Origin of the sequence: Shewanella aegiceratis (assembly GCF_019457495.1) — a bacterium.
Classification (GTDB): Bacteria; Pseudomonadota; Gammaproteobacteria; order Enterobacterales; family Shewanellaceae; genus Shewanella; species Shewanella loihica.
This window is the reverse complement of sequence record NZ_CP080416.1, coordinates 3770462-3791600: the sequence shown is the minus strand read 5'-3', so window position 1 is coordinate 3791600 and position 21139 is coordinate 3770462. Positions and strand designations below refer to the sequence as shown.

At 53.8% G+C, this 21139-nt stretch carries 18 protein-coding genes; 6 read left to right on the top strand and 12 right to left on the bottom strand.

Annotated features, from left to right (window positions below; translation table 11 throughout):
- The first annotated feature begins 65 nt into the window (after positions 1 to 65).
- Positions 66 to 4616 carry an ATP-binding protein gene (locus tag K0H80_RS16460; protein ID WP_144204340.1) on the top strand — a complete coding sequence of 1517 codons (4551 nt, stop codon included), beginning with the start codon at positions 66 to 68 and terminating at the stop codon, positions 4614 to 4616.
- 86 nt (positions 4617 to 4702) lie between these two features.
- Here K0H80_RS16460 and K0H80_RS16455 read toward each other — a convergent pair whose 3' ends face one another.
- Positions 4703 to 5896 (bottom strand): cation:proton antiporter, encoded by a 1194-nt coding sequence (locus K0H80_RS16455; protein ID WP_220072296.1) that lies wholly within the window; start codon positions 5894 to 5896, stop codon positions 4703 to 4705.
- Positions 5897 to 6018: 122 nt separating this feature from the next.
- Here K0H80_RS16455 and K0H80_RS16450 point away from each other — a divergent pair, with 122 nt between their 5' ends.
- Positions 6019 to 6891 carry a universal stress protein gene (locus K0H80_RS16450; RefSeq protein WP_220072295.1) on the top strand — a complete coding sequence of 291 codons (873 nt, stop codon included), beginning with the start codon at positions 6019 to 6021 and terminating at the stop codon, positions 6889 to 6891.
- On the opposite strand, the gene K0H80_RS16445 is transcribed toward K0H80_RS16450, so the two are convergent.
- Entirely contained in the window at positions 6857 to 9478 is a 2622-nt protein-coding gene (locus tag K0H80_RS16445; RefSeq protein WP_220072294.1) for a cation-translocating P-type ATPase, read from the bottom strand. The two genes, K0H80_RS16450 and K0H80_RS16445, sit on opposite strands and share 35 nt — an antisense overlap.
- 121 nt (positions 9479 to 9599) lie before the next feature.
- Positions 9600 to 9860 (bottom strand): DUF5062 family protein, encoded by a 261-nt coding sequence (locus K0H80_RS16440; protein ID WP_011867010.1) that lies wholly within the window; start codon positions 9858 to 9860, stop codon positions 9600 to 9602.
- Between the two features lie 218 nt (positions 9861 to 10078).
- Between K0H80_RS16440 and K0H80_RS16435 the strand changes: the two genes are divergently transcribed.
- The 3 genes from K0H80_RS16435 to K0H80_RS16425 all read left to right on the top strand — a co-directional run bounded on the left by K0H80_RS16435 (position 10079) and on the right by K0H80_RS16425 (position 11783).
- On the top strand, positions 10079 to 10489 hold the full coding sequence (locus K0H80_RS16435; RefSeq protein WP_220072293.1) for a VOC family protein: 411 nt from the start codon (positions 10079 to 10081) through the stop codon (positions 10487 to 10489).
- 615 nt (positions 10490 to 11104) lie between these two features.
- Positions 11105 to 11521 (top strand): Tse2 family ADP-ribosyltransferase toxin, encoded by a 417-nt coding sequence (locus tag K0H80_RS16430; protein WP_220072292.1) that lies wholly within the window; start codon positions 11105 to 11107, stop codon positions 11519 to 11521.
- Positions 11511 to 11783 (top strand): hypothetical protein, encoded by a 273-nt coding sequence (locus tag K0H80_RS16425; RefSeq protein WP_220072291.1) that lies wholly within the window; start codon positions 11511 to 11513, stop codon positions 11781 to 11783. The genes K0H80_RS16430 and K0H80_RS16425 overlap by 11 nt, the downstream gene beginning before the upstream one ends.
- 151 nt (positions 11784 to 11934) lie before the next feature.
- On the opposite strand, the gene K0H80_RS16420 is transcribed toward K0H80_RS16425, so the two are convergent.
- The 9 genes from K0H80_RS16420 to K0H80_RS16380 form a co-directional block, all read right to left on the bottom strand.
- A complete protein-coding gene (locus tag K0H80_RS16420; protein WP_220072290.1) occupies positions 11935 to 12327 on the bottom strand; it encodes a hypothetical protein in 393 nt (130 codons plus the stop codon).
- A gap of 928 nt (positions 12328 to 13255) precedes the next feature.
- Positions 13256 to 13753: a P-loop nucleotide/nucleoside kinase family protein gene (locus tag K0H80_RS16415; protein ID WP_220072289.1), complete on the bottom strand. Its 498-nt coding sequence runs from the start codon at positions 13751 to 13753 to the stop codon at positions 13256 to 13258.
- Positions 13754 to 13808: 55 nt separating this feature from the next.
- On the bottom strand, positions 13809 to 14405 hold the full coding sequence (locus tag K0H80_RS16410; RefSeq protein WP_220072288.1) for a glutathione S-transferase family protein: 597 nt from the start codon (positions 14403 to 14405) through the stop codon (positions 13809 to 13811).
- A 58-nt stretch (positions 14406 to 14463) separates the two neighbouring features.
- Complete coding sequence (locus K0H80_RS16405) at positions 14464 to 14748, bottom strand: hypothetical protein (RefSeq protein ID WP_220074043.1); 285 nt, start codon at positions 14746 to 14748, stop codon at positions 14464 to 14466.
- 575 nt (positions 14749 to 15323) lie between these two features.
- Positions 15324 to 15746 carry a nitrate reductase cytochrome c-type subunit gene (locus K0H80_RS16400; protein ID WP_220072287.1) on the bottom strand — a complete coding sequence of 141 codons (423 nt, stop codon included), beginning with the start codon at positions 15744 to 15746 and terminating at the stop codon, positions 15324 to 15326.
- Positions 15743 to 16642 carry a quinol dehydrogenase ferredoxin subunit NapH gene (gene napH / locus K0H80_RS16395; protein WP_220072286.1) on the bottom strand — a complete coding sequence of 300 codons (900 nt, stop codon included), beginning with the start codon at positions 16640 to 16642 and terminating at the stop codon, positions 15743 to 15745. The genes K0H80_RS16400 and napH overlap by 4 nt, the downstream gene beginning before the upstream one ends.
- Entirely contained in the window at positions 16639 to 17370 is a 732-nt protein-coding gene (gene napG, locus K0H80_RS16390) for a ferredoxin-type protein NapG (protein WP_160798973.1), read from the bottom strand. Before napG ends, napH begins: the two co-directional genes overlap by 4 nt.
- Positions 17371 to 17428: 58 nt before the next feature.
- A complete protein-coding gene (napA, locus tag K0H80_RS16385; RefSeq protein WP_220072285.1) occupies positions 17429 to 19912 on the bottom strand; it encodes a nitrate reductase catalytic subunit NapA in 2484 nt (827 codons plus the stop codon).
- Entirely contained in the window at positions 19909 to 20178 is a 270-nt protein-coding gene (locus K0H80_RS16380) for a chaperone NapD (protein ID WP_011867001.1), read from the bottom strand. Before K0H80_RS16380 ends, napA begins: the two co-directional genes overlap by 4 nt.
- Before the next feature lie 375 nt (positions 20179 to 20553).
- On the opposite strand from K0H80_RS16380, the gene K0H80_RS16375 reads away from it, so the two are divergent.
- Positions 20554 to 21132: a cytochrome b/b6 domain-containing protein gene (locus tag K0H80_RS16375; RefSeq protein ID WP_220072284.1), complete on the top strand. Its 579-nt coding sequence runs from the start codon at positions 20554 to 20556 to the stop codon at positions 21130 to 21132.
- Positions 21133 to 21139 lie beyond the last annotated feature (7 nt).

Below are 21139 nucleotides of genomic sequence, written 5' to 3'. Positions count from 1 at the left end.
TGACCCTATAACAAAGCTATATTTATGGGCTAAAAATTTTAGAGGCTAAAGCAGAGGATCTATTGATGACCAGCAACAATCAGCCCACAAACACGACTCAGGTTCAAACAGCCGATCCGCTTTTTCTTCAAGCTGAACATTTGGCACAGGATTTTTCTCTGTTTCCTAAGCATAGTAAGCAGAGCCTTTCACAGCAGATCAAGGGTCTGCTCAGCGACGATGAAATTCAAGCTAACTTAAAAGAGTTAGAGCAGTTGGATGTTGACGGCTACGTGGCCAAAGTCATTCAACCTACCTTAGATAAGAGCCGCCCTGGCGCCAAGCGCGTGATTGCGGATCTGAAAGGCAAGTTAATTGTCGAAAAACATATGGGGCCTTTTTATAGTGCCGAGATCGAACTGAATTTTGGATCTCGTACTCGTCGCATAGGTTTTATCGCCCAGGAACGTACCACGAGCAATGGTGCCTGGATGCCTGAGCATCACCTGGCGGCCTGCACGGCCATTCGTCATTTTGCCGAGCTTTCAATGCCTATCGTTTACCTCATCGACACTCCGGGTGCCGATGCGGGTGAGATAGCCAACAGCCAAAACCAGGCGCACACCATCTCTAAGGCGATTGCCGAGAGTGCTAACGTCGACGTACCTACCGTAGGTATCGTTATCGGTGCCGGTTACTCTGGTGGTGCTATTCCACTGGCGGCGGCCAACATCCTTCTGTCGCTACGTGACGGCATCTTCAACACCATCCAGCCACAGGGTCTACAGAGCATCGCGCGTAAGTACAACCTCTCTTGGCAGGAGTGTGCTAAGTCGGTTGGTGTGTCGCCAGAAGAGCTGTACACCTCAGGTTGTATCGATGGCATCATCGACTTCTCGCCATCTGACAAGGATGAGCGTCAGCACAACCTACGCCGCGCCATCATCAGCAGCATCGAGGCCGTTGAGCATGCGGCGGTACAGTTTGTTCGCGAATCTAAGGATCTGCGTGAGCACTACGATCGCAGCCTCCACCGTTTCCTTGAGCCTTCTAAAAATCTGGAAGCGCTTGAGCACCACGCCGAACTGTCGGTGGCTAACAACCCCACCATGCACCTCAACCTGTTTGGTAGCTCATACCGTTACCTGCGTTACCTGACGCTGCGTAGCCGTATCCATTCGATCTCACAGGAGCAATATGGTCGCCTGTCTAAGGTGAGCGTGCCTGAGGGTGATCTGTTGGCGCGTATTCAGCAGGAACAGGACAAGGTGTTCCAGTCTTGGCTGTCTAGCCCAGATAAACTGGTATACGACGAAGAGCTGAACAAGCTGTGGAGCAACTTCACCGCCAAGCGCGACGAAGTCTCTACCGAGCGTAACATGCTGACTCGTCTCATCTTAGGTGAGCCGAAGCAAAACTATAAGAAGGCCCGTAAGGCGCTGTTGTTCAACATTGGCTGGTCGCTGTACCACAGATGGAAGAGCAACGCCGAGAACAACTTCAAGGGGCTGATCCACTATCTTGAGAGCCTTCCTGACGAGGTGACTCAGGCAGATTGGCCTGAGCTGAACCAGCTGACGGTTCTGGATGTGATCGTGCACGAAGAGCTGCGCGAAGACTTCATCTGGCAATGTTATAACATCCTGATCTTCAACGCGCTGTACGACAACGTCGTGGGCAACCTTGCCTCTATCGCGAAAGAAGCCATGATGTCTAAGAGCCTGTCGCGCGCCTCGGTTGACGGCCTGCTACATGACTCTATTGACCGCGCTATCTCTAAGCAAGATACCGCTAACGATAAGAACAAGTTCTATAAGTGGCTGAAGTACTTCATGTCTCAGTCTAACCGCGCCGATCTGCTGACCAAGACTGAGCAGTGGAAGAGTGTTGGTTTCCCTCAGCTTAACGACTCTCTGTTCGTTATCCTGACCTACTTCTTCGAGCGTCTGCTGCCTGAATACTTCGCCAGCGAAGAGGAGAGCAGCGAGTACACGGGGGCCATCAACCCGGTTCGTATCGGTCGTCGTAAAGACTTCTGGAACCGTCTGACCATGGGTTATCAGGATCTGCTGATCCAGAAGGTACTGCGTGACGAGAAGCGCGCCGGTAAGATGAGCTGGGAAAATGTGATTGCCAAGTTCTTCACCGAGTTTGAAGAGCTAAACGGCGACAAGATGTCGGCTAACCTGCTGAACTTCCCTGGCTTCCGTCTCTCTATCGAAGACGCGCTAGACAAGGGTATCCGTCCTTGTGGCCTGATCACAGGTACCGCGGACTTCGAGCACCATGGACAAACCATGCGCGTTGGTGTGGCCGTGTCTAACACCGCCTTCCAGGCCGGTGCCTTCGATATGGCTTCTGCCGAGAAGTTCTCAGCGCTCTTGATCGAGTGTGCCAAGCGTAAGCTGCCGGTGATCTGCTTTATCAGTTCTGGCGGTATGCAGACCAAAGAAGGTGCTGCGGCGCTCTTCTCTATGGCGGTAGTGAACGACCGTATTACCCGTTTCGTTCGTGATAACGAATTGCCGGTATTGATGTTTGGTTTCGGTGACTGTACCGGTGGTGCACAGGCGAGCTTCGTGACTCACCCGTTAGTACAGACTTACTACTTCTCGGGCACCAACATGCCGTTCGCCGGTCAGATGGTGGTTCCTGCGTATCTGCCGTCTACTTCGACCCTGTCGAACTATCTGTCTAAGGTACCTGGCGCCATGAACGCCCTGGTCACCAACCCATTTAGCGACACTATCGACGATCAGCTAAGCAGCATAGATCCGCTGATGCCTAAGCCAACGGCTAAGGTAGTGGATGTGATTGGTAACGCCATTTCGACCCTGGTGCCTGAGATGTTGATCACCGAGGAAGAGCTGGTACAGGACGATCCACGTCAGCTGATGAAGCCGATCGATAAGGTACTGGTGCACGCCCGTGGCTGTACTGCGGTGAAACTGATCCGCAAGGCACACGACAACAACATCAAGGTGGTACTGGTGGCGTCAGATCCTGACATGACCTCAGTACCAGCCGACATGCTGAACGAAAACGACAAGCTGGTCTGTATCGGTGGTAACACCTCAGACGAGAGTTACCTCAACGCCTACTCGGTATTGAAGGTTGCCGAATATGAGCAAGTCGACGCGCTGCACCCTGGTATCGGCTTCCTGTCGGAAAGCCCGCAGTTTGCGGCCCTGTGTGTGAACAACGGCGTTAACTTCGTCGGTCCAAGTGTGCACTCAATGACGACTATGGGTAACAAGTCGAACGCGATTAAGACCTCGCAGTCGCAAAATGTACCTGTAGTGCCTGGTAGCCACGGTATTCTGACCAATGCCGAGCAGGCGGTGAACGTGGCCAACGAAATCGGCTACCCTGTGCTGCTTAAGGCGGTACAAGGTGGTGGCGGTAAGGGTATCCAGGTCGTTCAACGTCCAGAAGATATGATCTCTCTGTTCCAGAAGACCTCTACCGAAGCGGCTGCGGCCTTCGGCAACGGCGACCTCTATCTAGAGAAGTATGTGACCTCACTGCGTCACATCGAAGTGCAGTTGCTGCGTGATAAGTTTGGTAATACCAAGGTACTGGGTCTGCGTGACTGTTCGGTACAGCGTAACAACCAGAAGGTGATCGAAGAGTCTGGTTCTACCATGCTGCCAGAAGAGCTGAAGCAGAAGGTGATGGAATATACTCGCGCCCTCGGCGACGCCACAGACTACATGGGCGCAGGTACCGTAGAGTTCATCTACAACCTGGATGCCAACGAAGTCTACTTCATGGAGATGAACACGCGTCTGCAGGTTGAACACCCTGTGACCGAGGCGACCTCAGGTATTGATATCGTGAGCGCAGGCTTCGACATCGCCGCCGGTCGTTCAATCGAAGATCTTGAGCCACAAGAGATCGGCTACGCCATCGAGGTGCGTGTGACTGCCGAGAAGGCCGCACTGGACAGCAACGGCGTGCTACAGCTGCTGCCACATCCTGGCATGATCACCGAGTGTGTGATCCCAGAGCGTGACGATATCGAGATCATCTCTATCGCCGGTGAAGGCAAAGAGGTTTCACCATACTACGACAGCCTGATCGCCCAGATCATCTGCCGTGGTGAGAGCCGTGAAGATGTGATCAACAAGCTGCATGACTACCTGGCGAACCAAGTAGTGATCAAGGGCATCGCGACTAACATCCCATTGTTAACGCGCATCCTGAAAGATGGCACCTTCAACGAAGGCGTATACGACACTAACTACCTGCCACGCTTCATGGCCGAGCTAGATATTCCTGCGCTGATCGCCGAGATGGAAGCCGCCGCAGAGACTGTAGGCGTCGATACCGAGTCGCTGCGTGTGGGTGAGAGTAACGAGCTTAAGGTTCTGGCTCAGGGTGCAGGTATCTTCTATACCTCTCCAGCGCCGGGTGAAGCCGACTTCGTTAAGGAAGGCGACATAGTGACTGTGGATCAGACACTGGCGTTGACCGAAGCGATGAAGATGTTCTCTCAGGTGACACTGGCTGGCTTCAACCGCCAGGGTGCCGTGCTCTATCCAGAGGATAAGCAGTACCGTATCGAGCGTATCCTGAACAGCAATGGTCAGCAGGTTTCACAGGGTGAGCTACTCTTCGTGGTCTCTCCAGTCTAACCTAAGACGCTAGCTGCTAAATACCCGCCTGATGGCGGGTATTTTTTTGCCTAAGGCTTAGCTTCTGCTTAGTCGCTACTTACTGGCTATTTATCGTCTGTCGCCAGCGCCCACTTGAGTAGCAGGGGGCCGGCAATTGTGGTGATGGCGATGATCAGCACCAGCTCGGTAAACAGCTTTGGCGAGATGATCTCCATCTGCAGCCCCATCTCGGCAAACACTAAGCCTACCTCGCCCCTGGGCACCATGGCGCTGCCGACAATTGCCTTGGTGCGCAGGTGACCTGGCACCCTCAGCCCCGCCATCATCTTAGTGATAATCGCCAGCAAGGAGAGCATCAGCAGGGTAAGCAGGCCGCTCCAGCCAAGATCTATCTGGCTGAGATCTAGGCTTATTCCCACATAGACGAAGAAGATGGGGGCGAAGATATCCACCAGGGGCTTAGATTCCACCTCCATCTCGTGGGTGAAGGCGAAGGGGTTTTGCAGGTAACGATTGAGGGGCGAGATAAATTGGCGACTGAGCGCCAGGCCGACGGCGAAGCCGCCCAGCAGGGCCGGAGCGTGTAGGGCGTGGGCCAGCCAGGCAAACAGGCAGATGAGGATCATGGTAACGATCGCCTCATAACCTGTCTCCTCCTCTCTAGGTTTGACGGCGCGAAACAGATACAGCAGCAGGCGTGCCATAGGCGGTGCCAGCAGCAGGAAACCGACTATCTTGAGGATCAACAGGCCGCTGGGGATAAGCCCCACCTCACCCGAGCTGGCAAAGTTAAACAACAGGCTCAGTAGGATCACGCCGGCGATATCGTCGATCACCGCCGCACCGAGGATGATGTGGCCCTCCTTGCTTTGGGACTGTTTGGCCTGGGCCATCACCCGCACCGATATGCCTATGCTGGTGGCGGTCAGGGCGCAGCCCAGGTAGAGAGCGGTAAAGCCGGGGAGATCCAGATAGAGCAGGCACACCAAGCCGATGACTACGGCAGGTAGGGCGATGCCCAGCAGGGCCACCCCGGCGGCGCTGTTGCCCGCCTGAAACAGATGCTTGATGGAGGTTTCGCAGCCAATGGAAAAGAGCAGCAGGATCACCCCCAGCTCGGCCATCACCGCCAGGGTCTCGTGGGGGGCTATCCAGCCCAGCAGGCTTGGGCCGATAAGGATGCCCGCTAGGATCTCGCCGACCACGGCCGGGAGTTGCAGCCGTTTGAAGGCCTCGCCCAGCACCCGGCCGAAGAGCAGGATCAAACACAGGGATAAGACGAAGTTATCTATGGCCATAACAGGCGCGACTCCCCGAGAGTGGTGATAATGTGATCTTGATCATTTTGATGACCGAGATCAAGGCGTAACCCATGGAGTGTGACTAAGCTCAAATGAAAACTTGCCGACAGGAGGTAACCATGGACAAGGTGTTTATTATTTCCCAGAAAGCCGAGCAGCAGGCCGATGCCATAGAGACGGGGATCGCCTTGGCCAGGGTACTGGAGAAGGAGGCTGAGGTGTTTGCCTACAGCTACGAATCTTTTGCGGGTAAGGAGTACTACAACCCCAGGCTGGGTGCGGCGGCCAAGGTGGCCCTGATGAACCAGCGCAGCGAGGAGATCGCCGCCAAGCTTAAAGCGCTCAAGGCGGAAGACGTGGCCGTGCATAGCGTGTGGACCAAAGATCTGTTCGAACATGCCTGTCATCACTCCATTCGTCATGGGTTCGACCTCATGGTTAAGGCGGTGCATCACAAGACCCACTATCTGCCGATGGACTGGCAGCTGATCCGCCATGTGCGTATCCCGCTGATGATGCTGTGCGACAACCCCTTGCAGCGCGCCCGCAGCGTGTTGATGGCGGTGGATCTGGGCAGCGACAACCCCATCAAGCAGAAACTCAACCAGTGCGTCATTCAACAGGGTCGCCAGTTGGCCGAGGCCCTCGATTGCCAGCTGCATCTGGCCTATATCATACGTGTGCCTAAGATCTTAAGAGACATGGATCTTATCGACACCCGCACCCTGGTGAAGGACGCCTATCACAGGTATCAGCCTCAGCTGGACGAGATTGGCCTGCATCAGGAGCATGTACATTTCCTGGCGGGCGACCCGGATCTCTGCCTCTACGAGCTCTCTTGTCGCCTCAAGGCCGCCTATCTGGTGATGGGCGCTCGCCAACGCAAGGGGCTGATGGGCATGGTCATAGGCAATACCGCCGAGGCCATGTTAACCCGCATCCGCAGCAATGTGTTGATCATTCCAGCTGACGATCAGCTGTTGCCTGCCTAACCTTGGGCCTGTGCTGCTGACGCCAGAGACGCTTGTGATATTCATCGATGAACAACAAGGTCGAGGCGGCGCTCAGCAGCATCAACCACTGTCCTAGCCCGATAGGGCTAATGCCCAGGGCCTGACTCAATCCGGGCGTATAGCTGGCGCCTATGTGAATGCCCTGAGCCAGTATGATGCCAAACAGCAGCAGCGGATTGTTCAGCACGGGCATGCGAAGCAGCGAGTTACGCTCCGAGCGGCTGTTGAGGGCATGCACGTTTTCAAACAGCACCATCAGCATCAGGGTGAGGTTACGGGCGTCGTTCTCGCTGCTGCCCATGGCCAGCACCAGGGAGAAGAGGCCGAAGGCCACTATGCCCATCCACAGGGCGCTGACGATCAGCCGCTCCAGCATGAGGCGATCGAAGATGGGCTCGCTGGGGCGACGCGGCGGCTGATCTATCTCATGACCTTCGCCGGGCTCGAAGGCCAGCGCCACATCCTGTACGCCGTTGGTGACCAGGTTAAGCCAGAGGATCTGCAGCGGAAACAGTGGGATAGGCTGGGCAAACAGCACACTTAAGATAAACAGCAGCAGCTCGGCGGCCCCTGTGCTGATCAGCAGGTAGATCACCTTACGGATATTGTTGTAGACGATGCGCCCCTCGATGATCCCTTTGACGATGGAGCTAAAGCGGTCGTCGGTCAGCACAAGATCGGCGCTCTCGCGGGCCACATCCGTGCCCTTGAGGCCCATAGCGATGCCCACATGGGCATGCTTCAGCGCCGGGGCGTCGTTGACCCCGTCACCCGTCATGGCGACAAATTCGCCCTGGCGGATCAAGGACTCGGTGATCTCCATCTTCTGCCTGGGCTGTACCCGGGCAAACACCCTGTGGCTGGCTATCAGATGGTCGAACTCGGCCAGACTCTGCTGCTGGGCCTGGGTGAGCTGCTCGCCGGTGATCACCCCATCCTGGTCGTTGGCCAGCTTGAGCTGACGCGCCAGCGCCAGGGCGGTCACAGGGTGGTCGCCGGTGATCATCGCTACCTTGATCTGTGCCTGCTGACACAGGGCCACCGCCTCTATGGCATCTTCCCGCAGGGGATCGCTCATCGCCACTAAACCCAGAAAGTCCAGGCCGAGAAAATCCGGCTCTTGCAGTGGATGGTTTGGGTCGCTGACCTCGCCGCTGGCGAGCGCCAACACCCGGTAGCCGTGGCGCGCCAGCCAGTGGGTCTCATCCAACACAGCCTGCGTCTGCTGCGCATCCAGCTGACACATGGTGAGCAGCTTCTCCACCGCGCCCTTGACCGAGATGACGGAGCGCCCCTCTATCTGGTTGATGCTGGCGCTGAACTGGTTCTCCGACTCGTAGGCAAACAGCTGCTCCTGCGGTGGCTGCTTGGCTTTGTCCATCTCAAGATTGAGCTTATAGCCCAAAGCCAGGAAGGCGAGATCTACCCCGTCGCCGTCTGCATGTATCTGATCCGCATGGCTCTGTTCGGCCTCGAAGCTGAGGTGAGCCTCGTTGGCCAGCACGCCGGTGAGAGCCAGACGGTACAGCTCGGGATCCCGCGCGGTTGATACTGGCACCCCATGGCCATGCTTGTGCACCAGGCCAGTGGGCGTCAGCCCTGTGCCCGCCACATGATAGCGCTCACCCGACAGCAGGCTGATCTGGCTGATGGTCATCTCATTGACCGTCAGGGTGCCCGTCTTATCCGAGGCGATATAGGTGCAGGAGCCGAGGGATTCTACCGCCACCAGTTTGCGGACGATCACATTGGCCTGGGACATGCGTTTCATGCCTATGGCCAGGGCGACCGTAATGGCCGCCGGTAGCCCTTCGGGAATGGCGGAGACCGCCAGGGCGACCCCCAGCAGGAACACCTGGGAGAGATCCGCGCCCCGCAGCAATGTCAGGCCGAAGATGAGGGCGATGATGATTAAGGTGGCTATGGCGATGATCAGGGTGAAGCGCTCGATACGCTGCATCAGCGGCGGCTTGGCGCTGCCGCCCTGGCGAACCAGATCGGCTATCTGACCTATCTGGGTGCGGGCGCCGGTGGCGATCACCTCACCCTCGGCTCGCCCATGGGTGACCAAGGTGCCGGCGAAGGCGAGATCTGTCTTGTTGACCGCCACAGACTCGCCAGTGAGGGCCGATTCGTCCACCTTAAACTGGTTATGCTTTTCGATTTTGATATCGGCGCCGATGCGATCGCCGTTGGACAGCAGAATATAGTCGCCGGGTACCAGACTCAGGCTGTCCACCATCTTGGGGTGGCCATCGCGGATCACCTTGGTCTGGGAGGGCACCATCTTGCTCAGGGCATCGGCGGCCTGCTGGGCTGAGTATTCCTGCACTGTGCCTATGATGGCGTTGAGCATGAGCACGGCGAAGATGAAGATGGCGTTGAGGATCTGGCCGAGCAGCAGACAGGCGATGAAGGCTGCGAGCAGCACATAGATGAAGGCGCTCTTAAACTGCAGAATAAACAGGCGGATGAAGCTGAGTCTTGCCGGCTTGGGCAGGCAATTGGGCCCATATTGTTCCAGCCGCTCGGCCGCCGCTTGACTCGATAGTCCTGGCCCGGCCACGAAAACTCCTTGTGCACTTAGGCTGAGGTGATGCTAGATCTATAGCTCATCTCGGCCCTCGCTGCCGGGAATCGGCCTAAGGCTTGATAGAGATCAATGGCTTCGGGCTTAGCGAGATATTTTACTCCTTGAGGGGATGCTCCTCGGGTAGCTGGCGATGGATCCACAAAATCAGCTTGTGCTTCATGTTGGGGCCATCCTCCTTGTCGGTCGCCAGGGGCTGGATCAGCTTATCCTGCACCAGCAGGCGGTAGATGCATTCTACCTTGTCTTTGGGGGAGATCCCCTTATCGAAATCGGCGAAGCCACGTTTCTTGGCGTAGCCAACGCCAATCTCCAGGGCCAGTTTTAACAGCTGTGCGTCGTGCTTACCGTGTTTCATCACCTATCTCCATGGAACCTGATAATGACAAGCTACGCCAATTTTGCGTTTAAGCCTACCGCCAATTACCCGGAGTGGGCGCTTGGCCAAAAATATTAGCTACAACTATTTGCCGAAACGGTTAGCCGAGACTAGCTAGCAACTGCTGTCAGTTACAATTAGCGGCGGGCTATACTCATGGGGAGATAAACACAGGAGATAAGCAGAGGAGAGGGATTATGTTAGCGATCTTGGGGATAGATCATCTGGTGTTTCGCACCACAGATCTGCCCGCCATGCTGGCCTTCTATCGGGGCGTGCTCGGCTGCGTCATCGAGCGCGAACTTCCCGAGGAGGGGCTGACTCAGCTGCGGGCGGGCAATGCGCTCATCGATATCGTCACCTGCGACAGTAAGCTGGGCAGGCTCGGCGGCGGCCCTCCTGTGCAGGATGGCCGCAACGTCGACCACATCTGCCTGCTCATCGAGGCCATGGAGGAGCAGGCGTTGCTGGATTACCTAGCCCATCACGGCATCGCCACCCAAGGCTTTGCCAGACGCTATGGCGCCCAAGGATTTGGGCGATCCCTCTATATCCATGACCCAGAGGGGAACGTGGTGGAGTTGAAGTTGGCTAATGAGGAGCCTTAGTGGCTTCTCTATGGAACTATTCCTTACCTTTGGTTTGGTGTTCTTATCGCGTTGTAGCGTTAACCCTTACTTCATTTTGATGTTTTTTCATCTACCTGACTTAGGTACTTGGATGGGAGCTTTAAATCATAGCCTCATGGTTAATCAATTGCTTGGCAGCAGGCCTTATGTGCAAACATTCTTTTGGCACGCAGCAAGTCCATCCATGGATGCTCTGCGAAATCATCTATGATTTCGAAGGCCAAAAGCATGTTTACACCTAGTTATCCATCTCTTCGATTGAGCTGCATTTGGCAGTTATTATCTTCTAAAAGCTAAGTCCTTACAAAAATGAGTTAGAACTTTAGAGCTATATATGTGAGCTTTAGATTAATGTTTTTATGTGCTAACGCCCCGCTTAACCGGCGCAAAATAGCAGGCTAAAATTAGCGACGAAGGAGCGCAAGCCAAGCGTTTTGCGTCCTTTTTGAGTAACTTGTTATGTTGATAGTGTATTATGCAACTGATTATTGACAATGATTTTTGAATAATGCAAGATCGCGAAGCTATGTAGTTGATATGAATCAACATACTTAGTAAATCAGTTGGTTACAATAAATAAGACAAAAAAACAGAATGAAACAAACACTAAAACTTTATCGAGATATGCAGATTGACGAAGACGGTTACCCGAAACTAGGGTTAAACTCTAAACGTCTTGGTGTAAGAATCGTTGGTTTCAATAAAGTAGATGGTGAACCTGCTGATACAAAAATGGATGAAAATGGAGATGTACATCCCGGTAAGGGAATGAGCGTGACTCCACCAGATGTAAGAGTCAACGTTAAAGATTTCGCTGTTGAACGCATTAATGATGGTAAAACTGTAATGTGGGAAATTGACGAGGCTGTGCTAGCTCCTCTAAATTTAAAGTTCGTTAAAGACTCAGATGATCACGGATGCATCGAACCAGCCCACAAGATGCCTGCTCAGAGATATGCTATGCTTATCGAAGGTACAAAAAAATTATGGAGGGTAAGTAATGACTTATAACATAAATAGTCTAGCTACTTTATTAAATACCCAACCTGAACTCCCTATTTTAGTTTCAGCGTTGTCTGGCATGCTAGAAGCAGGGTATAGACATAACTCTCTTTCGGCAACAATTACAGCTTTTTGTAGAAGTAAAAATCTTCCTGAAGACTATGAAGATACATTAGATGATTTAGTTGCTGCTATGGAAGGATGGTGTGATAAAGATTATATCCTACACCCTAGCCACTACACTGAAGTAAAGCGCAACGCTGTAATTTAGTAACTGTAATTACTTTAGCTTGAGCCTCGCCTTTGCGGGGCTTTTTAATATCAACATAACGCCTGGCTCAGCCGCCGCAAAAAATGGCGGTTGTTTTGCCGGCTTTTTGGCAAAACAAGTGACAGTTTTTTCGGTCGGTTGCAGCCACTTGTTAAGTGCCCACCCTTTTAAAAGCGTGCACATCTAATTCAAATCCTTTGGCATGTATAAACCATTCATACCATGGTGTTCTGTTCTTGAAACCATCCAGATGGAAAATGCCATTCTCATAAGTTGCATGCATAATCTCATCTATTGGAAAATCTGGTTCCGGATGCGCTTTTGGTGAAACGTTATCTTCCCAGAACTTTGCCTCTTCAGATATAACACCTAATATTTTTAGCTCGCACCCTTCAACATAGAGATCGTTGCCTTGTGACATAGGGTGACCTTTAAGAATATAGACGCCCTTTATCTCTAAAATAATATCTCCACCAAGTCGCTCAATCCTTTCAATTGAAGCATCGTGTAGATCGAGTTTTTCGAAACCATCTCTAATTTTCATAAGCACTTAACGCTTATTAGCGAGAATGCCGCCTATATAAATCACTAATGCCTAATGTATGTCGCGACAATTTTTTAACCATCTGAAATTTATACCAATAATGGCATTACATAACAAGGAGAAAGTGAGCTGCCCAAAACAAAGCGAGACCTTGCTTATTTGAAAGAAAGGGCGAGACCTCAACCACTCCCTATTAAATGGCTGATGCTTAGTTTTTTAGTAAATTTAATCAATTGGTTACGAATTTTCAAAAAACAAAGCGAGAATTACAAGATTACATAGTAGGAAGCGAAAGGGGCGCTTTTTTGTAAAATCCCATTATACCTGTATAGATGCGCAGTATAGCGAGTAGAGTTTGGCAACCTGCCGAACACTCATCTAGCCCCCCTACTCACATCAAATAAAGCCAAATCGAAGAGGCGTTAGATACGGGTGTAAGCACGCTTTTGGCTCTCGGCGGCATGGCCAAAAATGTTCCCTACATTTTTTGGCATTCCCTACATCCATGTAGGTCAGTACCGCCGTGCTAGAAGTATGCTTGGTTTATTCTATTGATAACTAATGAAGCCAAATCGAAGAGACGTTGGATACCGGGTGTAGATGCATCTGCGGACGTCGATGGCAGGGATGCCATCGTCGAGCCTACAAGGAAGTATTCACGGCGTGTAGCAGATGTATCTGCACAAAAGCGAGCCGCAGGCTATTAATTACGGCGAAGGTAAGACCTTCAAATTCACTTAACCTACCACAGCTATGCTGAGCGTTTACAATCAATGCTTCGGGCATTATCTATCGAGTACTTTGGCATCCCTTGCCGGGCAGGCGCTAGATAGCCATGAAGGTACGACCCTCAAACATTTTCAATAAACTAAAATGCAGCCAAATTCTATTCAAGCAAATAAAGGAAGTGCCAACCATACACCCTTACCTAGGCATCGCCTTCAACAAGCGTGATGTTCAGCCCCTCATCGTCAGTTGGCGGCTCAAAAAATTGCGTCACCTGACGGAACACGACTTCGTTATCGAAGCGGGCGCGCTCGGGCTGCTCCTGGCGTCGCTTGTCTATTTGAGCCAGGCACTGCTGATCGCTGAGATCCAGATAGATGAGCTGATGCTCGCAAGCTAGTTCGTTGCAGAGCGAGAGAAACCACTGCCGCTGCTTTCTGGTGTTGGCGGGAAAATCCATCACCACATTAGTGCCGACGTTTATCAGGCGCGCCACATGGTTTCTGATGAAGGATTTGATGAGGCTTGAGAAGTGAATATAGTCATCAAACGACTCAATCTGATTGGGGTAGTGGGCTGCCAGCCATTCATCTTCCGACAATAACAGCGCCCCGTTTTCATCGGCGATGAGCCTCGCCTTGGTCGACTTACCCGCGCCCATCTTGCCGCAGAAAAAGAAGAGTTTTCCCTTATGTGTCATCTACTGTCCCTTTATTGTCTCTTTTCCGGTTCAGGCCATTTATGCCACAGCCACATTAAACCATCGCCACATATTTGGGATGCGCGGCGATGCGTTTGAGCCATGATTGAATCGCCGGGTAGTGGCTGAGTTCGAATCCGCCTTCGTGGGCCACATGGGTGTAGCCATACAGAGCGACGTCGGCCGTGGTCAGCTGCTCACCAGTTAAATAGGGCGTCTCTTTCAGCTGGGCTTCCATCACCGCCAGCGCCTTATGGCCGCCTTGCTGTTTCGACTCATAGTCGGCGCGGCGATCGTCAGGCAGCCCGAGATACTTGGCGATAAAGCGCGCCACGGCAATATAGGGCTCATGGCTGTATTGTTCGAAGAACTGCCACTGCTGTACCTTGGCAAGGGCAAAGCTGTCTCTGGGCAGGAGTTCGCTACCGGCGGCGAGGTAGTTCAAGATGGCGTTGGATTCTGATAGATAGCGGCCATCGCTCAGTTCGAGCAGAGGGATCTTGCCGTTGGGGTTCTTGGCCAGAAACTCGCTATTGCCGGTATCGCCCGCGAGAATATCCACATGAATCCACTCATGTTCAATGCCCAGCAGGGCGCACAACAACTTCACCTTGTAGCAGTTACCAGACTGCAGATCGCCGTAGATTTTCACACATTCTCCTTAGGTCTTTCGCGCCTGCCAAACAGACGCTTTTTACTGAACTCGCTAATTACAAAGCACCTGAAGGCGGATCATCGCCAGCCGGGTCGCCGGACTCCAGATCCCGTTTCACCTCTTCCTGTTTAATGCGTTGCAATTTTTTGATCTCGCTGGGCGGGATAGGAAACAGCGAAATCAGAGGAAACAGCGCAAAGGCGAGATAGGCGCCGGCGGGCATCCCCTTGGCCCAACGGATTAACCTTGCCAGCACTAAAATCAGCAGGATAAACAGAGTACCCAGCATAAAATAGCTCAGCAGCGGCTCCCAACCACCTAGTCGCCCAACAAAATCCATTTGCTTACCCTATCAATTCATCGTCATAAGTTAAATGGGTGTCAGATAGGAAAAATCAAGCGGACCTAATGCCCTGGCAAAGGCAGAAACAGATGAAGTTAAATCGAAGAGACGTTGGATACCGGGTGTAGATGCATCTGCGGACGTCGATGGCAGGGCCAAAAATGTTCCCTACATATATTGGCATTTCCTACGTCCATGTAGGTCAGATGCCATCGTCGGGCCTACAGGGAAGTATTTACGGCGTGTAGCAGATGTATCTGCACATAAGCGAGCCGCAGGCTATAAATTGCAGCGAAGGTTCGACCTTCAAATTCACTTAATTAACAGCTGTGACGCTATGCGCCCACATTAATTATCCGGACACTAATTACAACGTGTCTCCATGCTCCTCCGCCGGGCAGGCGATAGATTACCATGAAGGTATGAACTAAAACTGACCAAGTCAGTCACAATGCTGCCTTCCGCAAATAATCGTGCCCCATTGCCGCCTGGCAATAAAAAACCACCCATTATTGGGTGGTTTTATGTTTCAGCGTCTAACGTTCAAGTGTGCAAGACCTGAACTTCAAGCCTTATTGATTCGAGAAATTATTCTCAACCAACTTCTGCTTGTTTTCCGCCTGTGGCACGTGACATTGAGTACAGTTGAAATACTCATAGTTGAGCTTGTTGTCGGCCAGGATGTGCGACGAGTGGATCTGGGTCGCCTTCATGCGCTTGGCTTTTTCCGGGCTGTGGCAGGTCATGCAGCCATTCTTCTTGATGCTGATATTGTAGTCCGCCTTGTGGGGGATCAGCGGTGGCTGGTGGACGAAGCCACGCTCGATGGCCTGACCCTTCTTAGGATAGGTCGGCATCTCGTCGGCCGCGCGGACCGCGGTGATCTCGCCTTTTCCGAGTGAACTGATGTTCACGGGTTCGGCCGCAGGCTTGCTTTGCTGACCGGAACAGGCACCTAGCGCCATCAGCGCGACTAAAGTGAGTACTTTTTTCATTGGTTGTTCTCCGCCTTTAGGGCAATTCGATTTTGATACTGGAAAACGCGTTGGGCGCAAACATCGATACATCGGCCACACTGGGTGCAATCGCTGTCGACTATCATGGGGTTGTCGCCCTTGAGGGCGGGCTTCAACACCTGCCGTTCTGGGCAGACCTCGAAGCAATCCATGCAGTTGTCGCATGCACTGGCATTGACCGCAGATACCTTGACCGGGCTCGCCTTGCCCAGCAGGGCAAACAGGGCGCCTGTGGGACACAGGTGACCACACCAGGCCCGTTCACTGATGAAGAGATCCAGCAAGAAGATCATCGCCAGTATCCACAGCCCGCTACCGGCACCAAACAGCAGGGCGCGATAGAGGATAGGCACTGGGTTGACCCACTCCCACACTGTTATCCCTGTGACCAGGGGCAGTAATAGCACCAGGGCCAGCAGGTAGTAGCGCAGGCCTCGAGGCATCTCGGCGGTGCGGGGCAGACGCAGCTTGCGCCTTAGCCAGCTCGCAGCATCGGTGACCAGGTTGACCGGGCAGACCCAGCTGCAGAACACTCGTCCACCCGCAAGCAGGTAGAAGAGGGCGATCAGCAGCGCGCCGACAAGCAGCGCGGTCTCGGGTAGGTGTCCCGTCATCAGCACCTGCAGGGTCACAAGGGGATCCGACAGGGGCACAGTGCCCAGTAGCTCGCTGGAAGAGAGATTGCCTTTGAGTACCCAGAGCCCCATCCAGGGGCCGATGGCAAAGGTGAGCAGCACACACAGCTGACTGGCACGGCGCAGGAACAGGAACTTGTGGGCGCGCCACCAGCCGAGTTCATCGATCGCCGCCTGAGCGAAACGTGTCTGAGCCGCACCTGGCGTCTTCATCTTCGTATTACTCATGCCGTTTGTCATAGTGTGAGCCCCTTGTTTAACATCTCAAGCGTGGTCTCTTCGGTGTTGATATAGGTATCGTGGGTTGCCGTCTTTCCGAGCGCGATATGGGCAGGCAATACCTTGATGGCCGCCTCTTCCAACACGCAGGCATGTTCACACTTGCCACAGCCGGTACAGGTGTCGCTGTTGACCGTGGGCAGGAACATGGCGTGGTGGTCGCTGCGTTGGTTGTGCTGCCGCTCGAGCGTGATGGCGTTGTCGATCAAGGGGCAGACGCGGTAACAGACGTCACAGCGCAGGCCCTTGAAGTTGAGGCAGTTTTTCTCGTCGATCAGTACCGCTATCCCCATCTTGGCCTCGTCGATATTGGTCAAGGCGTGATCCAGCGACCCAGAGGGACAGGCCTTCACACAGGGGATATCTTCGCACATCTCACAGGGCACAGTGCGCGCCGTGAAATAGGGCGTGCCCGTCGGTGCCCCCTCAAACCAGCGTGCCAGTTTCAGGGTGTCGTAGGGGCAGGCCTGTACACAGAGTCCGCAGCGTACACAGGCCGATAAGAAATCTTGCTCATCTAACGCGCCAGGCGGTCGAATCGCCATAGGATCAAGGTGTGAGGATTGCTTGGCAACCCCACTGACGCCCAATCCCAAGAGGCCCATGGCACAGCCTGCCTTAGCCGTAGTGGCTAAGAACTGGCGGCGATTGACCCCCTTGGCTTTGCTATTGCGATTGACCTGGCTCATATCTAGCTCTTCATATCTGATGTTTGACTCAAGCGATTAAAGGGTTCGATGAACCGCTTTAGGCTTTCATCACTTTTACCGGACACTTCTTGAAATCCGTCTCTTTCGAGAGGGGATCCGTGGCGTCCAGTAACAACTTGTTGACCAGTTGGCGCGCGTCGAAGAATGGCATAAATACCACGCCTCGTGGCGGTTTGTTCCGGCCTTTGGTTTCAACACGTGTCTTGACTTCACCGCGAGGCGAGGCCACGACCACTTCATCACCACGCTTAAGACCACGGGCCTTGGCGTCGTCCGGATGCATGAAGATCTGTGCATCTGGGTAGGCGCGGTACAGCTCAGGTACGCGGGCGGTCATAGACCCTGTATGCCAATGCTCGAGCACACGGCCCGTCGACATCCAGAGATCGTATTCTGCGTTAGGCTCTTCCGCGGCAGGCTCGTAAGGCAGGGCGAAGATCACCGCCTTACCGTCTGGCTTACCATAGAAATTATAGCCTTCACCTGCTTTGACATAGGGGTCACTACCTTCGACGAAGCGGCGCAGCGTCTCCTTGCCTTCGACCACAGGCCAGCGCAGGCCACGGGTCTCGTGGTAGGTGTCGAAGTCGGCTAAGTCGTGGGCATGGCCGCGACCAAACTGGGCGTACTCCTCGAAGATACCCTTCTGCAGGTAGAAGCCGAAGGCTTCTGACTCGTCGTTTAGCTCGCCCTTGCAGTCTGAGGTGGGGAACTTGTTGATCACCCCGTTGGCAAACAATACGTCGTAGAGCGTCTTGTCGGCGTATTCAGGCTTCTTGGCCACCAGCTCGGCGGGCCAGACTTCTGACACCTTGAAGCGCTTAGAGAACTCCACCAGCTGCCAGAGATCTGACTTGGCGCCTTCGGGTGCCTTCACCTGCTGGTGCCACATATGGGTACGGCGCTCGGCGTTACCATAGGCACCTTCCTTCTCGACCCACATGGCGGTCGGCAGGATCAGGTCGGCGGCCATGGCGGTGACCGTTGGATAAGGATCCGAGACCACGATGAAGTTGTCTGGGTTACGGAAGCCCGGATAGATCTCATCGTTGATGTTAGGACCGGCCTGCATGTTGTTGGTACACATGGTCCAGTAACAGTTGAGCTTGCCATCTTTGAGCATGCGGCTCTGCAGCACGGCGTGGAAGCCAGGCTTAGGCGGAATCGTGCCTTCCGGCAGCTGCCACAGCTTCTCGGTGACGGCTCTGTGCTTAGGATTGGCCACAACCATGTCGGCTGGTAGACGGTGGGCGAAGGTACCCACTTCACGGGCGGTACCACAGGCTGATGGTTGACCCGTCAGCGAGAATGGGCTGTTACCTGGGGTGGCTATCTTACCTGTCAGCAGGTGGATGTTGTAGAGCATGTTGTTGGCCCACACACCACGTACGTGCTGGTTGATACCCATGGTCCAAAGGCTCATGATCTTCACGCTTGGATCGGCGTAAGCCTTGGCCAGAGTCTCGAGTTTTTCAGGCTCGACGCCACTCATCTTGGCGGCATATTCCAGGGTATAGGTGCTGACGAACTTGGCGTACTCGTCGAAGCTGATGGCGGTCGACTTGCCGTTACCTGGGTTCTTGGCCTTCTTCTCTAGCGGATGGTCTGGACGCAGTCCATAGCCGATATCTGTGGTGCCCAGGGCAAACTTAGTATGCTTGCTGACGAACTCTTTGTTTACCGCGCCATTCTGTATGATGTAGTTGGCGATGAAGTTGAGGATCACCAGATCAGACTGAGGGCGGAACACCATAGGGTTGTCGGCGAGATCGAAGCTGCGGTTCTCGAAGGTCGACAGCACATGCACGCGGCTGTTTGGCTTGCTGAGGCGGCTGTCTGACAGGCGTGCCCACAGGATCGGGTGCATCTCGGCCATGTTGGCGCCCCAGAGTACAAACTGATCGGCGGCTTCTAAGTCGTCGTAGCAGCCCATAGGCTCGTCGATACCGAAGGTACGCATAAAGCCACCCACGGCCGATGCCATACAGTGACGGGCGTTTGGATCTATGTTGTTGGTGAGGAAACCTGCCTTGTGCAGCTTAGACGCGGCGTAGCCTTCCCATACCGTCCACTGGCCAGAGCCGAACATGCCGACGGCGGTAGGACCCTTGGTCTTGAGGGTGTTTTTCCACTTCTCGGCCATGGTGTCGAAGGCCTTGTCCCAGCTGACCGGGGTAAACTCACCCTCTTTGTCATACTGGCCGTCCTTCATGCGCAGCAGCGGCGTGGTTAGCCTGTCTTTACCGTACATGATTTTGGATAGGAAATAGCCCTTAATACAGTTAAGGCCCTTGTTGACCGGACTTTCTGGATCGCCCTTGGTGGCAACGACTTTGCCGTTATTGGTGCCGACCAAAACGCTACAGCCCACGCCGCAGAAACGGCAGGGGGCCTTATCCCACTTGATGTTGTCATTCTGCTCAGCGGCTTCAACGATCTTCACTGGCAGAGTGACGCCAACCGTGGTCGCAGCGGCAACTGCGGCGTTGGCTTTTAGAAACTCGCGACGGCTAATGCTCATGGTGTTTCCTCACTCTTTTCTTCTATTGGTTCAACTTGGTGATAGACAAGACTGCTTGATAACACCCCGCTAAGGGCGTTAATGGCTTCGACGTTATCGAGGATCGCACCTTGGGTGGCCCCCTCCAGAGTAATGATGAACTTACCCTCGTCGGTGACGGCGTGAATATCCGCACCCGCAAGGGCGTTGATATCCTCTGTAACTTTTGCGACCTGGCCGGGGGCGGCGTGTACCACCAGGCTGGTCACATGATATTCCTGTGTCATGGGTTAACCCTTCTGTGGCGGCCTTGCTTCCCGGGATATTGGCGATATTTAGGGACTTGGCCGCATTAGGATAGGATTCAGTCTAATCCTTGCTTTTGATAGGGGTATACCTCTTGAGAGGTAACTGGAGCTTTTGTAGATCGAGATCAAAGTTTTTCGTGTGACCTGCCTCTCAGTTCGAAATTTAAACAGTTTTTAGGGCTGGACAACTTAGGTTTTCAAACACCTTAACAGTCGTTAATTTGCTCAATTTGGCATCGGGGCGTATAACCAAAAGAGGGGCAAAGGTGATATCTGCCCCTGCGGCGAAAGCCCAAGCTTAGTTGGGCTGGCGCTAATTTAGTGATTTGGGTTTTGCCCGGGAGGGAGCTAGCTATGACACAGGAAAATACGCGGGAGATCCCCGTATGGGATCTCTTTATTCGTCTGTTTCATTGGTCCTTGGTGCTGCTGTTTACCCTGACTTATCTCACCGAGGGTGAGGATGAATGGATGCTGGTGCACAGCTACGGCGGCTATATCATCTTAGGTATATTGGCGCTACGTATTATCTGGGGGCTGGTGGGCACTCGATATGCCAGATTCAGCAGTTTTGTCAGGCCTCCGGCCCAGGCGATGGAGTACCTCAAGCAGCTCTTTGCCGGCAGGGCGAAAGATTATCTGGGCCATAATCCCGCCGGCGGCCTGATGATAGTGGCGCTGATCGTCTGCGTCTCGCTGACGGCGCTGACCGGCATGGCGCTCTACGCCACCACAGGCCATGGCCCGCTGGCTGCCACCTTTGTGGCAACTTGGCCCGATGGGGCGCTGGAGGAGGTGCATGAGTTCTTCGCCAACTTCAGCCTGACGCTGATTGTGGTGCATATCGCCGGGGTGATCGTCGGCAGCCTGGCCCACAGGGAGAATCTGGTGCGGGCCATGTGGACCGGTAAGAAGCGCAGGCCGCTGCCTTAGTCAGAAT

Coding starts and splice junctions, on each gene's coding strand:
- K0H80_RS16420 (WP_220072290.1), bottom strand. CDS start 12,327: ATGAAAATTAGAGATGGTTTCGAAAAACTCGATCTACACGATGCTTCA.
- K0H80_RS16375 (WP_220072284.1), top strand. CDS start 20,554: ATGACACAGGAAAATACGCGGGAGATCCCCGTATGGGATCTCTTTATT.
- K0H80_RS16400 (WP_220072287.1), bottom strand. CDS start 15,746: ATGAAAAAAGTACTCACTTTAGTCGCGCTGATGGCGCTAGGTGCCTGT.
- napG (WP_160798973.1), bottom strand. CDS start 17,370: ATGAGCCAGGTCAATCGCAATAGCAAAGCCAAGGGGGTCAATCGCCGC.
- K0H80_RS16450 (WP_220072295.1), top strand. CDS start 6,019: ATGGACAAGGTGTTTATTATTTCCCAGAAAGCCGAGCAGCAGGCCGAT.
- K0H80_RS16455 (WP_220072296.1), bottom strand. CDS start 5,896: ATGGCCATAGATAACTTCGTCTTATCCCTGTGTTTGATCCTGCTCTTC.
- K0H80_RS16415 (WP_220072289.1), bottom strand. CDS start 13,753: ATGACACATAAGGGAAAACTCTTCTTTTTCTGCGGCAAGATGGGCGCG.
- K0H80_RS16425 (WP_220072291.1), top strand. CDS start 11,511: ATGACTTATAACATAAATAGTCTAGCTACTTTATTAAATACCCAACCT.
- K0H80_RS16460 (WP_144204340.1), top strand. CDS start 66: ATGACCAGCAACAATCAGCCCACAAACACGACTCAGGTTCAAACAGCC.
- K0H80_RS16430 (WP_220072292.1), top strand. CDS start 11,105: ATGAAACAAACACTAAAACTTTATCGAGATATGCAGATTGACGAAGAC.
- K0H80_RS16440 (WP_011867010.1), bottom strand. CDS start 9,860: ATGAAACACGGTAAGCACGACGCACAGCTGTTAAAACTGGCCCTGGAG.
- napH (WP_220072286.1), bottom strand. CDS start 16,642: ATGACAAACGGCATGAGTAATACGAAGATGAAGACGCCAGGTGCGGCT.
- K0H80_RS16405 (WP_220074043.1), bottom strand. CDS start 14,748: ATGGATTTTGTTGGGCGACTAGGTGGTTGGGAGCCGCTGCTGAGCTAT.
- K0H80_RS16435 (WP_220072293.1), top strand. CDS start 10,079: ATGTTAGCGATCTTGGGGATAGATCATCTGGTGTTTCGCACCACAGAT.
- napA (WP_220072285.1), bottom strand. CDS start 19,912: ATGAGCATTAGCCGTCGCGAGTTTCTAAAAGCCAACGCCGCAGTTGCC.
- K0H80_RS16380 (WP_011867001.1), bottom strand. CDS start 20,178: ATGACACAGGAATATCATGTGACCAGCCTGGTGGTACACGCCGCCCCC.